Genomic DNA, 14,190 nt, shown 5'->3' with positions numbered 1-14,190 from the left:
CATCACAAGCGGACCGAAACGTCCGCGCTATACCCAGCCTTGGAGCAAAAAAAAAGGCACGAGTTCAATACTCGTGCCTTCTTTGTAACAGCGCATCAACAAGCGCCCATCAAGGGCGGTCGTCGACCTCCTTGCCGGTAGCGGCAGGAGGGATCAAGTCTTCGCTGTTGAGGTTCAGCCAGATCAGCACCACGTTGGCGATGTAGATCGACGAGTAGGTACCCGCCAACACGCCGATGAACAGCGCCAGGGAGAAGCCCCACAGGTTGTCGCCACCGAAGATCATCAGCGCAGCAATCGCCAGCAAGGTGGAGATCGAGGTCGCCATGGTCCGCAGCAGGGTCTGGGTGGTGGAGATGTTGATGTTCTCGATCAACGACGCCTTGCGCAGTACGCGGAAGTTCTCACGAACCCGGTCGAATACCACGATGGTATCGTTGAGGGAGTAACCAATGATCGCCAGCACAGCCGCCAGCACGGTGAGGTCGAAGGTGATCTGGAAGTACGCCAGGATACCCACGGTCACGATCACGTCGTGTATCAGCGACACAATGGCGCCGACACCGAACTTCCACTGAAAGCGGAATGCGAGGTAGATCATGATCCCCGCCAGTGCCATCAGCATGCCGAGGCCGCCCTGATCGCGCAGCTCTTCACCGACTTGCGGGCCGACGAACTCGACGCGCTTGACCGATGCCGGGTTGTCGCCGCCGACCTTCTGCAAGGCCTCGGCTACCTGGTGACCCAGTTGCGGGTCTTCGCCAGGCATACGCACCAACAGGTCGGTGGTGGCACCAAAGCTCTGCACGATGGCTTCGTGATAGCCGGCCTTGACCAGCTCGCCACGCACCAGTGTAACGTCGGCCGGCTTCTCGTAGGTCAGCTCGATGAGCGTACCGCCGGTGAAGTCCAGACCGTAGTTCAGGCCCTTATGGAACCAGCTGAACAGCGCCAGAACGGTAAGGAGCACAGTGGCGCCGAACGCAATATTGCGAACGCCCATGAAGTTGATTGTACGTAACATGGCAGCCCCTTAAATCCACAACTTCTTGAAGTCACGCCCGCCATAGATCAGGTTGACCATTGCGCGGGTCACCATGATGGCCGTGAACATCGAGGTAAAGATACCGAGGGACATGGTCACCGCAAAACCCTTGACCGGGCCGGTGCCCATGGCAAAGAGAATCCCGCCGACCAGCAATGTGGTCAGGTTGGAGTCGAGAATCGCGGTAAATGCCCGGCCGAAGCCTTCGTTGATTGCACGCTGTACGGTCATGCCATTGGCGATCTCTTCACGAATCCGCGAGAAGATCAGCACGTTGGCGTCTACCGCCATACCCATAGTGAGTACGATACCGGCGATACCTGGCAGGGTCAGCGTGGCACCCAGCAGCGACATCAGCGCCAGCAGCATCACCATGTTGCCCGCCAGCGCGACGGTAGCGATGACGCCAAAGAAACGGTAGATGGCGATGATGAACAGCGACACGAACAACATACCCCACAGCGCCGCATCGACGCCCTTGGTGATGTTGTCGGCACCCAGGCTCGGGCCAATGGTACGTTCTTCAGCGAAGTACATCGGAGCCGCGAGGCCGCCGGCACGCAACAGCAGCGCCAGTTCGGAGGACTCGCCCTGGCCGTTCAGGCCAGTGATGCGGAATTGAGCACCCAGTGGCGACTGGATGGTCGCCAGGCTGATGATCTTCTTCTCTTCCTTGAAGGTCTGTACCGGCACGTCTTTCTCGACGCCATTGACCATTTGCTTGGTGTAGGTGGTTACGGGGCGCTGCTCGATGAAGATCACCGCCATGCTGCGACCGACGTTGCTACGCGTGGCGCGGCTCATCAGTTCGCCGCCGTGACCATCCAGACGGATGTTCACTTCAGGCGTGCCGTGCTCGCCGAAACCGGCTTTGGCATCGGTCACCTGGTCACCGGTGATGATCAGGCCACGCTCGATCAACGCTGGAGGACGGTTGCCTTCACGGAACTCGAACTCTTCGGAAGTCGCGCGGGTAGCACCCGGTTCAGCCGCCAGGCGGAACTCCAGGTTGGCCGTCTTGCCGAGAATACGCTTGGCTTCAGCCGTGTCCTGCACGCCCGGCAGCTCAACCACGATGCGGTTGGCGCCTTGGCGCTGCACGATCGGCTCGGCCACACCCAGCTCGTTGACGCGGTTACGTACCGTGGTCAAGTTCTGCTTGATGGAGTATTCGCGGATTTCCGCGATCTTGGCCGGGCTCATCGCCAGACGCAGCACCGCCTGACCATTAAGGTCCGCCGGCACGATATCGAAATCGTTGAAGTTCTTGCGGATCAGCGCACGGGCCTGTTCGCGGGACGCTTCGTCAGCAAAGCCCAGCTGGATGGCACCGTTGAGCTGCGGCAGGCTGCGATAACGCAACTTCTCTTTGCGCAGCAGGCTCTTCACGTCGCCTTCGTAGACTTTCAGCCGCGCGTCGAGGGCCTTGTCCATGTCCACTTCCAGCAGGAAGTGCACACCACCGGACAAGTCCAGACCCAGCTTCATCGGGTGCGCGCCAATGCTGCGCAGCCATTGTGGCGTGGTCTGTGCCAGGTTCAACGCGACAACGTAGTCGTCACCCATGGCCTTGCGCACGACGTCTTTGGCCGGCAATTGGTCTTCTTGCTTGGTCAGGCGCAACAAGCCGCCTTTGGAACCAGCCGCCAAGGTTGCCGCTTTAACCTGGATACCTGCGTCGTTGAGCGCTTTGCTCGCGCGGTCCAGATCAGCCTGATTGACTTGCAGCGAAGTGCTGGCGCCAGAGATCTGGATCGCAGGGTCATCAGGATAGAGATTGGGAGCGGAATAAATAAAACCGATCGCCAGCACCGCCAGGATCAGTACGTATTTCCACAGAGGGTATTTGTTCAGCATCACGCCGCCCGCTTATAACGCGGGGCGCCTTGCGCGCCCCGTCGATTGGTAAAGGTTGTTACTCAGATCGCTTTGAGCGTGCCTTTAGGCAGCGTGGCGGCGATGGCGCCCTTCTGGAACTTCATTTCGACGGTGTCGGAGACTTCCAGTACCACGAAAGCGTCGGAAACCTTGGTGATCTTGCCGGCGATGCCGCCAGTGGTCACGACTTCGTCGCCTTTCTGCAGGCTGCCCAGCAGGTTTTTCTGCTCTTTGGCGCGCTTGGCCTGTGGACGCCAGATCATCAGGTAGAAGATGACCAGGAAGCCGACCAGGAAAATCCACTCGAAACCACCGCCCATAGGGCCGGCAGCAGCAGGCGCAGCGGCGTCAGCCATGGCGTTAGAGATAAAAAAGCTCATTTAGCACTCCAGTTGCAAATAGTGAATCTTAGGGTCGGAAAACTCAGTCCAAGGGCGGCACAGGGAGCCCGCGCTTGGCATAGAAGGCATCGACGAAGGCGGCCAATGTACCCTGTTGAATAGCCTCGCGCAAACCAGCCATCAGGACTTGGTAGTGACGCAAATTGTGGATGGTATTCAACATGCTACCCAGCATTTCCCCACACTTGTCCAGATGGTGCAGATACGCACGGGAGAAGTTCTGGCAGGTGTAGCAGTCACAGGTGGGATCCAGCGGCGAATCATCATGGCGATGGAACGCGTTACGGATCTTCAGCACGCCTGTATCGATGAACAGATGCCCATTGCGGGCATTACGGGTTGGCATCACGCAATCGAACATGTCCACACCGCGGCGCACACCCTCTACGAGATCTTCCGGTTTGCCAACGCCCATAAGGTAACGAGGTTTGTCAGCGGGCATCAGGCCCGGCAGGTAATCCAGCACCTTGATCATCTCGTGCTTGGGCTCGCCCACCGACAAACCGCCGATAGCCAGGCCGTCGAAGCCGATCTTGTCCAAGCCTTCCAACGAGCGCTTGCGCAAGCTTTCATGCATGCCGCCCTGAACGATACCGAACAGCGCCGCCGTGTTGTCGCCATGAGCATTCTTCGAACGCTGGGCCCAACGCAGGGACAACTCCATGGAAATCCGCGCGACATCTTCGTCAGCCGGGTACGGCGTGCACTCGTCGAAAATCATCACAATGTCGGAGCCCAGGTCGCGCTGCACCTGCATCGACTCTTCCGGGCCCATGAACACCTTGGAACCGTCCACCGGCGAGGCAAAGGTCACGCCCTCTTCCTTGATCTTGCGCATGGCGCCCAGGCTGAACACCTGGAAACCACCGGAGTCGGTGAGGATCGGGCCTTGCCACTTCATGAAATCATGCAGGTCGCCATGCTTCTTGATCACTTCCGTGCCCGGGCGCAGCCACAGGTGGAAGGTGTTGCCGAGGATGATCTCGGCGCCGGTGGCGACGATGTCCCGCGGCAGCATGCCCTTGACGGTGCCGTAGGTGCCAACCGGCATGAACGCCGGGGTCTCCACGGTGCCGCGCGGAAAGGTCAGGCGACCACGACGGGCCTTGCCGTCGGTAGCCAGCAGTTCAAACGACATACGACTCATAAAGTTCCCTCTGGGCCGCGTGGCGCCGGGTTACGGGTGATAAACATCGCATCACCGTAGCTGAAAAAACGGTACTCGTTGGCGATGGCGGCTTGATAAGCGGCCATGGTTTCCGGGTAACCGGCAAATGCCGACACCAGCATCAACAGCGTGGATTCCGGCAGATGGAAGTTGGTGACCAGGCAATCGACCACATGGAATGGCCGGCCTGGGTAAATAAAGATATCCGTGTCGCCACTGAACGGCTTGAGCACGCCATCGCGCGCCGCACTCTCAAGCGACCGCACGCTGGTAGTGCCCACCGCCACGACCCGCCCGCCACGCGCCTTGCACGCAGCTACCGCGTCCACCACTTCCTGGCTGACCTCCAGCCATTCGCTGTGCATATGGTGGTCTTCAATGTTATCCACACGCACCGGCTGAAACGTGCCGGCCCCCACGTGCAGGGTCACATAGGCAGTCTCGACGCCCTTGGCAGCAATTGCATCCAGCAGAGGCTGGTCGAAATGCAGGCCGGCAGTCGGCGCTGCAACGGCACCGAGGCGCTGGGAGTACACCGTCTGATAGCGCTCGCGGTCCGAATCTTCGTCGGGGCGGTCTATATAAGGAGGCAACGGCATATGGCCGACACGCTCCAGCAGTGGCAACACTTCCTCGGCGAACTTGAGTTCGAACAAAGCATCGTGGCGCGCCACCATCTCGGCTTCGCCACCGCCATCGATCAGGATGGAAGAACCAGGTTTGGGCGACTTGCTGGAGCGCACATGAGCCAGCACGCGATGGCTGTCCAGCACCCGCTCCACCAGGATTTCCAGCTTGCCGCCGGAAGCTTTCTGGCCAAACAGCCGCGCCGGAATCACCCGGGTATTGTTGAAAACCATCAAATCGCCTGGGCGCAAATGCTCAAGCAAATCAGTGAATTGACGGTGTGCGAGGGCACCGCTCACCCCGTCCAGGGTCAGCAGTCGACTGGCGCGACGCTCGGCCAAAGGGTGGCGAGCGATCAGCGAATCAGGGAGCTCAAAAGTAAAGTCAGCAACGCGCATGATGGGGTTCGTCTAGCAGGGCCGGGAAGTCTAGCGGAAATAGTGAAAATTGACCATGAAACGTGATTGACCAACGGTAATCTCATCTCTATACTTCGCCGCCATTGAGCCCTGATGGCGGAATTGGTAGACGCGGCGGATTCAAAATCCGTTTTCGAAAGGAGTGGGAGTTCGAGTCTCCCTCGGGGCACCATCTTAAAGAAAGACCTTGAAATTCAAGGTCTTTTTTTTCGTCTGTAGAAAAGTGCGCGACCGACGAAGTCTCCTGCGGGGCAAGTGCCTGATAGCGCTAGCCCCACCCCCTCAAATCAGAACGTGTACTTCGCCGTAACCGTAAAGTTACGCGGGTCACCATACACATCGTACGGACTCCACGTAGAGTTACTGGCAACCCCTTGGTAATACTTTTTATCGAACAGGTTGTTGATGTTCAGTTGGGTGTCCAGGTGTTTACTGACCTGGTAGCCAGCCATCAGCCCCACCAGCGCATAGGCCTCCTGTTCGATATGGTAATTGCCAAACACGTTGCGGCCTTTATTGAAGGTACTGCTCTGGCTGTAGACGTTTGCACCGACACGCAGCTTGTTCAGATCACCCTGCAGGTGGTACGTGGTGCTGGCCTTGAACATGTGACGAGGCACGTCAGTGTCGAACAGGGTGCCTTCCTTGGAAGTGTCTGCATCCTTTTTGTACTTGGCCTGGGCGAAGGTGTAGCCGGCGCCGACCTGCCAGTTTGGCGTCAGTGCACCGTTGATCTCCAGTTCGATACCCTGGCTGCGAACTTTGCCGGCGGCTTCGTAACAGCCATAGGCGCCGACAGGGATAACCCGGCAGGTGCTGGCGTCCGCCACTTCCGCCGCGCGGTTCAGTTGGTCGATCTGGAACAGCGAAGCACTGGCGTTCAGCGCGCCGCCGAAGTATTCGCCCTTGATACCCACTTCGTAATTTTCGCCGGTGATGGGCTTGATCCCGGCCCCGTCGCTGTTCTTTTCGCTCTGGGGCTGGAAGATGTCGGTGTAGCTGGCATAGACAGAGTGGTTGTCGTCCAGGTCATAGATGAGGCCGGCATAGCGGGTGAGGTGACGGGTTTCCTTGGTTTTGCCCGAGGTGTAGTACTGGTCGTTGGTCTGATTATAAATCGAGGTCGAGTCGTACCAGTCCAGGCGCGCGCCGAGAATGACTTTCAGCGGGTCGGCGAGATCCCAGCGCGTGGTGACGTATAGGCCCTCTTGATCGACCTTGTCGTTGATGGAGTAGATATCTGGAACGAACGGCCTGGGCGTATTCGGGTTGAAATGGTTGATGTCGATATTATTGATGAAGGTCGTGCCACCCACGGCCTCGGTCTTGAGTTCGCGCTTGCTGGCGCCGACTACCAGCTCATGCTGACGCCCCATCAGAGCGAAGGGGCCGCTGGCGAAGAAATCATAGGTGGACTGGTCGTAGTCACGCCCTTGGTTGAACACTCTTTGCCGGTAGGTCGCGTCATTGTTACGTTCCAGAACCGCCCCCACCAACTTGAAGTCAGACCAGTTTTTCGAGGCCCCCAAATGCAGACGCCAGTCGTTGTCGAAACGCTGGTCGAGCTCGACAAAGAGCGTTTTGTTGTCGATGTCCTGGTGCGACCAGCTGTAGCCGAACGATTTGGAACGGGAGAAGCCCATGTGGCTACCGTTCGGGTTCACCGGTAAGCCGCCCCAGTTGATGTTGTTATTGTCGTTCTGATCGGATGCACCCACGGTCAGGGTGGTGCTGTCGGTCAGGTCAAACTCGGTAACGCCGTAGAACACGCCGCGCTCACGCCCTGCGTAATCCTGATAGCTGTCCTTGTCGTGGTAGGCACCCACAAAACGGCCACGCACGCTGCCGCTGTCAGTAACCGGGCCGGACACATCCAACTCACTGCGATAGTTGTCCCAACTGCCGGCACTGCCGGTGATACTGGCCTGGAACTCTTTGGTGGGACGCTTGCGCACCATGTTGATGGCTGCCGACGGGTTGCCGGCGCCTTGCATCATGCCGGTGGCGCCACGGACCACTTCGACTCGGTCGTAAGGCGCCAGATCGGCAGTGGCGACCCAGTCGGCGTTGTAAGTGGTCGGCAGGCCATCGAACATAATGTTGGTGATAGGAAAGCCGCGGGCGAAAAACTCGCTGTTGGCCGGGCGCGCAGCCGACATTCGCAGCCCCGGGGTGGCCTGGACGACATCATCGAGACTGCGCATGGCCTGATCATCCATGCGCTGGCGCGTAATCACCGTCACGGATTGCGGAGTCTCGCGCAGGGACAGCGGCAACTTGGTTGCGGTCTGCATGACCCCAGTGGTGTAGGAACCACTGTTCTCAGTGGCTGCCCCGAGGCTCAGGCCGCTGATGGTGGTAGCGCCCAATTCGAGTGCTTCACTGTCGCGGGTGCGCGCGACCAGCAAATAGTTGCCTCTGGCAGTCCGAATAGCCGCCAGGCCACTGTCGACGAGCAGGCGGTTGAGGCCTTCATGTACGCCATAATCACCACGCAGCGCCGGTGCGCGTTTGCCTTGCACCAACGCCGGGTCAAAGGGAAGGCTGATACCGGCAACCTGGGCAAAGCGGTTGAGCGCGTCGTCTAGCGGCCCGCCCGCCAAATCGTAATGACGGCTGTCGACGTTTTCTGCCTGCACCGCAAAACTGGCCAGGGGCAGGCTGGTCACACCGGCCAGCAAAACACTACGCAGGGTAAGCGCAAGCGCACTGCGCTGGAGCGGCTGAGGGAAAGTAAAGGCAGAGGACATGGACGCTGAGTTCCTTTCGAATGACTGAATGTATTTCCTGTCTGTCGAAGGGCTCGGAGAAACCCGTAAAGTTTTGCGATTTTTTCTCATCGCGTTTAACGGGCAACGATACGGGTCCAGAGCGGGGTAAAACGTTCAAGACGTACGGGCAACGAATCGCTCAATGCACTCAGGGCCCGGTCAATGTCATCAAGCTGGAATACGCCGGATACTTCCAGTTGCGCAATATCCGGATCACAGCGCAGCCAGCCGTGACGATAACGCGCCAGTTCGGCGGCAAGGTCGCGCAGCAGCATGCGTTTGGCCACCAACTGGCCACGTGTCCACGCACTGGCGTTAATGCTGCTTACGTCGACACGGTGACTGCCATTGGCATCGATCACATATTCTTCAGCGGCAGCGATCAAAACCTGCTCGCCTTGACCATGAATAGCCACCACACCGTCCTCGACACGCACTCGCGTGCCTTGATGGTCGTCACGCACAGCGAAAGCGGTACCGATGGCCTGCAAACGTGCGTGCGGGGTGCTGACCCAGAAGCTGCGGCGCCCGTCCGGCGCAGCGTTGTCCTTGCCGGTATCGATGAAAATTTCGCCACGGCGCAGTCCGATCAGTCGGTGCCGGGCAGTGAATTTAACGTCCACCACACTGGCAGTGTTCAATTGCAGGCGGGTGCCATCATTGAGCATGAACTGGCGTCGCTCGCCGACCCCGGTGGCATAGTCCGCTCCCCAGGGTACCCACGTGCTTTCACGCAGCGACCAACCGGCCACACCACTGACCACCAGCCCCATCCCCAGCAACTTGATCGCGTGGCGCCGGCTGTGGCGACCACTGTTCAGGTTTTGTAGCGTATCGCTCGCGACGGTGCCGGGCAGAGCGGCCAACCCGTGGAAGGTCGCGTCGCTTTGGCGCAGCGCTTGCCAGGCTGCTTCATGCAGCGCATCGGCTTGGCGCCAGCGTTGGCAGGCCTCCAGAAGCCCTGGGTTTGAGCCACCGGACTCGATTTTAACCAGCCAGCTGATGGCCTGGTCGAGCACAGAATCTGGAAGTTCGGGCAAAGAGTGAAGGCTCATCGTTGGGCCAGGTAGCAATGACGAATAGCGCTGGCCATGTACTTCTCCACCGAGCTTAGGCTGACAGCCAAGCGCTCGGCGATGTCCTTGTAGCTGAGGCCGTCAAGGCGCGACATCAGGAAAGCCATGCGCACCTTGGCAGGCAGGCCATTAAGCAATGCATCCACGCGAGACAGGGTTTCCAATAAAATCAATTGCGACTCGGGCGATGGCACCTCGGCTTCCGGAAGATGCGCAATGGCTTGCAGGTAAGCCCGTTCGATCCGCTGCCTGCGAACCCGATCAACCAATACGCCACGCGCCACGGTACTCAACCAGGCACGTGGCTGCCGCAGTTCCTGCAGTTGTTCCGGCTTGCCGAGGATCTGCACAAAGATATCGTGGGCCAGGTCGGCAGCGTGGTCGCCATGGCGCATTCGCTTGCGCAACCAACCCAGCAGCCACGCGTGATGATTGACATACAAGGTGCGAACATCGACGTGAGGCACTGGGGGAGTGGATGACGACGACACGGAAAGCCTCGGCCTGATAGATAGATGCATTTGAGAACTTATCTCATCCTAGTATCGGCGAGTTGCAGCCATCAAGTAAAGAATGCGTTTATCCCTGTCTTTCCGAGACTGCGCCAATATCAATGCCGCCGGCCCTATCCAGCCTTGTAGCCTACACCTGCACCCGGGTCTTTTTTTTCGACCACAGAACGGTGATGATCGCCCTCCCCCCAAAAAACAGAGGCACCGTAACAATGGAATTGACGCTGGAAGCGGTTGCGCTCTTTGCATTAAAACTCGCGCACGAGACGGACGGCGGCAGCCCGGTTCTGCGGGATGATCCGGTGATGGATGGGTATGAGCGGGAAGTATTTGGGTTATTGGTGCGGCAGCGGGATTTGGCCGTTATTCAATCCAAACTCGCGGAATGTGTCGATCAAGCACTTGAGGCATTGGGCGGGGCCGATACGGTGATGGGCCGCGAGCTGCAACGGTTGGCGAGTGACGTGCAAAACGCTGCTCAGTTGGATGAACTGCGCGGGCCGCTGACCAACCTGAAGGATTACCTCAACGCCATCCTGTAACGCGGACTTACCGCCGCCCCTCCACCACCATACGCACCGCCAACCCCATCAACACCGACCCCATCACCCATCGCTGCACCACCTGCCAACTCGGCCGGGTGACGAAGAACACTGCGATGGAACCCGCCATGCAGGCAATCACCGCGTTGACGCTCACGCTGATAAAAATCTGCGTGAAGCCCAGCACCAGGGATTGCATCAACACACTGCCATGACCGTTCGGGTCGATGAATTGGGGCAGCAACGACAAATACATCACTGCCACCTTGGGGTTGAGCAGGTTGGTGACTAAGCCCATGGTGAACAGCTTGCGTGGGCTGTCCTTGGGCAAATCCCGCACTTGGAACGGCGACCGTCCACCCGGCCTGACCGCCTGCCAGGCCAGATACGCCAGATACAGCGCGCCGCCGAGCCGCAACGCGTCGTAGGCAAAGGGCACCGCCATCACCACGGCGGTGATACCCAGTGCCGCACAGACCATATACACCACAAACCCCAGCGCCACCCCGCCCAGGGAGATCAACCCGGCCGTGCGCCCCTGGCAGATCGAGCGGGAAATCAGGTAAATCATATTCGGCCCGGGCGTCAGCACCATGCCAAGTGAAATCAGGCCATAGGCAAGCAAGCTGGACATATCGGGCATCGTTTCACTCCTGGATTTTTATTCTGCCAGCGTGAAATCCTTCGCCAACGCTGTAGTGTTACGCGCCATGCTAGGGCCTTGAAGGGCCGGGGCGTTAGATACAGATCCGCGAGCAAAACGTCATACACCGGCGACACCACCGACCCAGGACAGGCACATGATCGACTTCAACAACAAAGGCTTCTTCAAGCTCAAACAAAACAACGAATACGCCGAACGCGTATCGGCCCTATTGCTGGACGGCGAGGAAGTGGTCGACGCTTACAAGGCCTTGCGCGACGGCGTGGTCTTCACCACCAAGCGCATCATCGCGGTGAACGTGCAGGGCATTACCGGCAGCAAGAAGGACTTCACCTCGCTGCCGTATAAAAATATCGTCGCGTATTCGGTGGAAACTTCCGGCACGTTTGACTTGGATTCAGAGCTGGAGATTTACTTTTCGTCGTTGGGGAAGGTGAGGTTTGAATTCACTGGGAAGACCTCGATTGTGGAAATCTCACGGTTGATTTCCAAGCATTTGCTGGGCTGATCGGCGGATAAAAAAAGACCTTGCCGTTCCAAGGTCTTTTTTACTGCTTACACAATTCAACAGATGTCCCACATCAAATGCGGGGGCTGAAAAAACTTACTTCACTGGTTCGCAACTGTGAAAACTCATACCCGCCCCCTCCGTAAATATCTGCGATACCAAACCGCTCCCCCCACCATCGCAAACAGCATCACAACCCCATTCCCCACCAACCAAATCCCAAAATTCCGATTTTGCTCCGCGTCCCCGTCATAAAACGGTCCAAAGTACGCAGAAACCGCCATCACTATCCCGTTAAAAACCCCAACCGCCACCACAACCACGCAAGCGACAAACACCACGCCCTTAAAAACCTTCATATAACCTTCCAAAACCAAACCTCCCTGGACTCGTGGTAATCCGAGAACGTCCCCTCAATCGAAAAACCCAACTGGATACGCGGATAGCTCAGCCAATCCGTCAACCGCCGCCCATTCCAAAGGTCAATGTGGTCACCACTGCGATTGCCAAACGTCTCGTTCCCTCGACGCCAAAAGTCTTTGAAAAAGATAATGCCTTGCTGACCCGCCAACACATCTTCGAAATCTTCAGGTTTTACCTTCTTTACGCGCTGCAAACCGGGGATGTTCGCGTTGCTTAAAGCCTTGGCCATCTCCTCAGCTGCCAACACATGGCCTTCACTTTTGGGATGATGCCAACAATAGCGCACACCTCTCAATCTGCTCAGGTCGGCACCCGATCTGCGCAGTGCTACGCCAAGATTTATAGCGCATTGGTCACTGAAATTCTTGGCGCCGTTGGTTCTGCAAGGCGCTGCATGTCCGAAGATTTCTGGATGGTTTTTCCACAGGAAGTTGAACGTCAGCATTTAGCGTTTCCGTCGCATATTTTTCACGCGACCGTAGCAAACGCTTTGCAAATAAAGATGAGGTCAGATGGAAATCAGAACAGTCCTACTTACATGCAGGTTGTAACTGCCGGGTAAAACACACACTCCAGAGGTCACCACCATAAGCTGACTTTTCCCACGCAGGCCCTAGAACAAAGCCGATATCAGTACCTTAATCCCCCTCGTAGCCTCACTCCCTCGCACAAGGAAGTGAGCTGCTCATGTCAGAACGCTTTTATCCACCCACCGAAGCAGAGCTACTCATACAGCGCATCCTTATCCCGCAGCCGTCACGCGTGCCGTACTCGCCATCTGTTGATTTTTTCGAGCCATCCCCTACTCCAGCTCCTACGCAAGCCAAACCTCCCGGCTGCGTTTTCATCAAGCCCTGCCAACTGCCGGACGGCATCACCCATTACTTCAACCCGGCCGGGTATGTCCCGTTGGAGCTCATCAAAGAGTACGGCCATTTAAGCCTGTTGGGCGGGCGCGAGGTGGATAGTCGAGGCGCGGTTGCGTTGCGCAAGATCAGTGGTAGCGCACTGCCCGCTGGCTTGGGGCAATTGGCGTTGCGCTCGGCGGTTTTGGACTAGGCGGCCACTGCCGTCGGGTCCGTCGCCGGTGGCCTGTTGACTGGGTTGGTGGCGTTGGCTTGGCCTTCGGAGCTGGGTGACAGCGCGCTTTATAGCGAGGAGCAGTTGCGCTCGATGCAGCGGGCGCGGTCGCAGATGCGTTTGCATATCGAGCAACGCGAGGACGGCACGCTCACGGGGTATGGGTTTTACACGGGTAACAATGCCGAGTGGCAGATGATTGATGTGGTGCAGTTTCAACGCCGTGGCGATCAGTTCGTGGCGGATCTGGATGAGGGTGTGGAGCTGATCTGGACGCCCGCCGTTGATCGAGGTGACACCTTAGGTATACCGGCATTGGAGGCTGCGCCGCAGGCGCCGGTGATCTGGATTTATCCGCCGACGGAGAAAGCTGCGCAGATTCTGGTGAACCCGATTTATCCGCCGCAGTATCGGGATTTAATTCTGGTGTTTCCGGTGGGGTCGGGGGTTCGGCCGCTGTATGTGGTGGTGAATGAGCCACGCAAGGGCTTGAAAAACCCGGATCATGATTACTTCCCGGCACCCAGGACCGAGGAGATAACGGGCTTTCCAGGTTTGATCCCCCAAAAGCCGTTGACACCGAGACTAGGCGGGGCTGGCTTACGCGAGCGTTGGATAGATGCAAAAAGGAGAAAACTATTTGAATGGGATTCCAAGAAAGGCGAGCTGGAAGTCTATCGAAACAGCGATTTGGAACATCTAGGCGCATTTGATCCTTATACCGCCGAGCGTCGAGGACCGGCGGACCCAAAACGTCGAATTTATAGATAAAGAGGAACTCGGAAAATGGTGATGAACGTCAGATTGCGATGGTACGAAAAGCACAGCAATGACTTGAAGGCGGATGAGTATTCAGCGGATATCGAAGATTCAGACAGTGTTTTTGAAGCGCTGGGTTTAGGCGAGGAGACTGCGATATATGCCGACGTGTTCAACGTGCGCCCTAGCTGGATAAAAATTATTCAGCCATATTTCCAGCACATGATTAAACCCAATGACTTCGACTACCAAATTTCCTTCCGCTACCAAGGCGCCTGGCCCCCACCTCCAAGGCAGCCCCAGAAGGACTCTTGATG

Annotated in this window: 13 protein-coding genes, 1 tRNA gene and 1 pseudogene; 5 read left to right on the top strand and 10 right to left on the bottom strand. The window is 57.8% G+C overall.

Going from position 1 to position 14,190, the window contains the following annotated elements:
- Nucleotides 1-109: 109 nt before the first annotated feature.
- From secF to queA, 5 genes are all read right to left on the bottom strand, one after another.
- Complete coding sequence (secF, locus tag FRT59_RS22250) at nt 110-1,024, bottom strand: protein translocase subunit SecF (protein WP_034115900.1); 915 nt, start codon at nt 1,022-1,024, stop codon at nt 110-112.
- Nucleotides 1,025-1,033: 9 nt separating this feature from the next.
- A complete protein-coding gene (gene secD, locus FRT59_RS22245; RefSeq protein ID WP_034115901.1) occupies nt 1,034-2,902 on the bottom strand; it encodes a protein translocase subunit SecD in 1,869 nt (622 codons plus the stop codon).
- 62 nt (nt 2,903-2,964) lie between these two features.
- Nucleotides 2,965-3,303 (bottom strand): preprotein translocase subunit YajC, encoded by a 339-nt coding sequence (gene yajC, locus FRT59_RS22240; protein WP_003175975.1) that lies wholly within the window; start codon nt 3,301-3,303, stop codon nt 2,965-2,967.
- A 43-nt stretch (nt 3,304-3,346) separates the two neighbouring features.
- A complete protein-coding gene (tgt, locus tag FRT59_RS22235) occupies nt 3,347-4,462 on the bottom strand; it encodes a tRNA guanosine(34) transglycosylase Tgt (protein ID WP_003175976.1) in 1,116 nt (371 codons plus the stop codon).
- Between the two features lie 5 nt (nt 4,463-4,467).
- A complete protein-coding gene (gene queA, locus FRT59_RS22230) occupies nt 4,468-5,517 on the bottom strand; it encodes a tRNA preQ1(34) S-adenosylmethionine ribosyltransferase-isomerase QueA (RefSeq protein WP_153839144.1) in 1,050 nt (349 codons plus the stop codon).
- A gap of 108 nt (nt 5,518-5,625) precedes the next feature.
- On the opposite strand from queA, the gene FRT59_RS22225 reads away from it, so the two are divergent.
- Nucleotides 5,626-5,710, top strand: a tRNA-Leu gene (locus FRT59_RS22225).
- Nucleotides 5,711-5,825: 115 nt separating this feature from the next.
- On the opposite strand, the gene FRT59_RS22220 is transcribed toward FRT59_RS22225, so the two are convergent.
- From FRT59_RS22220 to FRT59_RS22210, 3 genes are all read right to left on the bottom strand, one after another.
- Nucleotides 5,826-8,288: a TonB-dependent siderophore receptor gene (locus FRT59_RS22220; RefSeq protein WP_153872426.1), complete on the bottom strand. Its 2,463-nt coding sequence runs from the start codon at nt 8,286-8,288 to the stop codon at nt 5,826-5,828.
- A gap of 95 nt (nt 8,289-8,383) precedes the next feature.
- Nucleotides 8,384-9,364 carry a FecR domain-containing protein gene (locus FRT59_RS22215; RefSeq protein ID WP_153872425.1) on the bottom strand — a complete coding sequence of 327 codons (981 nt, stop codon included), beginning with the start codon at nt 9,362-9,364 and terminating at the stop codon, nt 8,384-8,386.
- Nucleotides 9,361-9,906: a sigma-70 family RNA polymerase sigma factor gene (locus FRT59_RS22210; protein WP_153872424.1), complete on the bottom strand. Its 546-nt coding sequence runs from the start codon at nt 9,904-9,906 to the stop codon at nt 9,361-9,363. The genes FRT59_RS22215 and FRT59_RS22210 overlap by 4 nt, the downstream gene beginning before the upstream one ends.
- Before the next feature lie 203 nt (nt 9,907-10,109).
- Here FRT59_RS22210 and FRT59_RS22205 point away from each other — a divergent pair, with 203 nt between their 5' ends.
- Nucleotides 10,110-10,439, top strand: a complete 330-nt coding sequence (locus FRT59_RS22205) for a hypothetical protein (protein WP_153872423.1) — start codon at nt 10,110-10,112, stop codon at nt 10,437-10,439.
- A gap of 7 nt (nt 10,440-10,446) precedes the next feature.
- Here FRT59_RS22205 and FRT59_RS22200 read toward each other — a convergent pair whose 3' ends face one another.
- Nucleotides 10,447-11,082, bottom strand: coding sequence for a LysE family translocator (locus FRT59_RS22200; protein ID WP_153872422.1), 636 nt, complete (start codon nt 11,080-11,082; stop codon nt 10,447-10,449).
- Between the two features lie 157 nt (nt 11,083-11,239).
- Here FRT59_RS22200 and FRT59_RS22195 point away from each other — a divergent pair, with 157 nt between their 5' ends.
- Nucleotides 11,240-11,611 (top strand): PH domain-containing protein, encoded by a 372-nt coding sequence (locus FRT59_RS22195; protein WP_153872421.1) that lies wholly within the window; start codon nt 11,240-11,242, stop codon nt 11,609-11,611.
- A gap of 355 nt (nt 11,612-11,966) precedes the next feature.
- Here FRT59_RS22195 and FRT59_RS22190 read toward each other — a convergent pair whose 3' ends face one another.
- Entirely contained in the window at nt 11,967-12,479 is a 513-nt protein-coding gene (locus tag FRT59_RS22190; protein WP_153872420.1) for a type VI secretion system amidase effector protein Tae4, read from the bottom strand.
- A 242-nt stretch (nt 12,480-12,721) separates the two neighbouring features.
- On the opposite strand from FRT59_RS22190, the pseudogene FRT59_RS22185 reads away from it, so the two are divergent.
- Together FRT59_RS22185 and FRT59_RS22180 are read left to right on the top strand one after the other, a co-directional pair.
- Nucleotides 12,722-13,885, top strand: a pseudogene (locus FRT59_RS22185) (S-type pyocin domain-containing protein).
- Between the two features lie 15 nt (nt 13,886-13,900).
- Nucleotides 13,901-14,188 (top strand): colicin E3-like toxin immunity protein, encoded by a 288-nt coding sequence (locus tag FRT59_RS22180; RefSeq protein WP_034115909.1) that lies wholly within the window; start codon nt 13,901-13,903, stop codon nt 14,186-14,188.
- The last annotated feature ends 2 nt before the right edge of the window (nt 14,189-14,190 follow it).

Origin of the sequence: Pseudomonas haemolytica, from assembly GCF_009659625.1 — a bacterium.
In the GTDB taxonomy this organism is placed as follows: Bacteria; Pseudomonadota; Gammaproteobacteria; order Pseudomonadales; family Pseudomonadaceae; genus Aquipseudomonas; species Aquipseudomonas haemolytica.
Note: the sequence above shows the minus strand (reverse complement) of the source record. Positions and strands in the feature narration are given on the sequence as shown.

Bases quoted from the DNA above. Each gene is read 5' to 3' on its own strand.
- secF (WP_034115900.1), bottom strand. From the start codon at position 1,024: ATGTTACGTACAATCAACTTCATGGGCGTTCGCAATATTGCGTTCGGC.
- secD (WP_034115901.1), bottom strand. From the start codon at position 2,902: ATGCTGAACAAATACCCTCTGTGGAAATACGTACTGATCCTGGCGGTG.
- yajC (WP_003175975.1), bottom strand. From the start codon at position 3,303: ATGAGCTTTTTTATCTCTAACGCCATGGCTGACGCCGCTGCGCCTGCT.
- tgt (WP_003175976.1), bottom strand. From the start codon at position 4,462: ATGTCGTTTGAACTGCTGGCTACCGACGGCAAGGCCCGTCGTGGTCGC.
- queA (WP_153839144.1), bottom strand. From the start codon at position 5,517: ATGCGCGTTGCTGACTTTACTTTTGAGCTCCCTGATTCGCTGATCGCT.
- FRT59_RS22220 (WP_153872426.1), bottom strand. From the start codon at position 8,288: ATGTCCTCTGCCTTTACTTTCCCTCAGCCGCTCCAGCGCAGTGCGCTT.
- FRT59_RS22215 (WP_153872425.1), bottom strand. From the start codon at position 9,364: ATGAGCCTTCACTCTTTGCCCGAACTTCCAGATTCTGTGCTCGACCAG.
- FRT59_RS22210 (WP_153872424.1), bottom strand. From the start codon at position 9,906: ATGCATCTATCTATCAGGCCGAGGCTTTCCGTGTCGTCGTCATCCACT.
- FRT59_RS22205 (WP_153872423.1), top strand. From the start codon at position 10,110: ATGGAATTGACGCTGGAAGCGGTTGCGCTCTTTGCATTAAAACTCGCG.
- FRT59_RS22200 (WP_153872422.1), bottom strand. From the start codon at position 11,082: ATGCCCGATATGTCCAGCTTGCTTGCCTATGGCCTGATTTCACTTGGC.
- FRT59_RS22195 (WP_153872421.1), top strand. From the start codon at position 11,240: ATGATCGACTTCAACAACAAAGGCTTCTTCAAGCTCAAACAAAACAAC.
- FRT59_RS22190 (WP_153872420.1), bottom strand. From the start codon at position 12,479: ATGCTGACGTTCAACTTCCTGTGGAAAAACCATCCAGAAATCTTCGGA.
- FRT59_RS22180 (WP_034115909.1), top strand. From the start codon at position 13,901: ATGGTGATGAACGTCAGATTGCGATGGTACGAAAAGCACAGCAATGAC.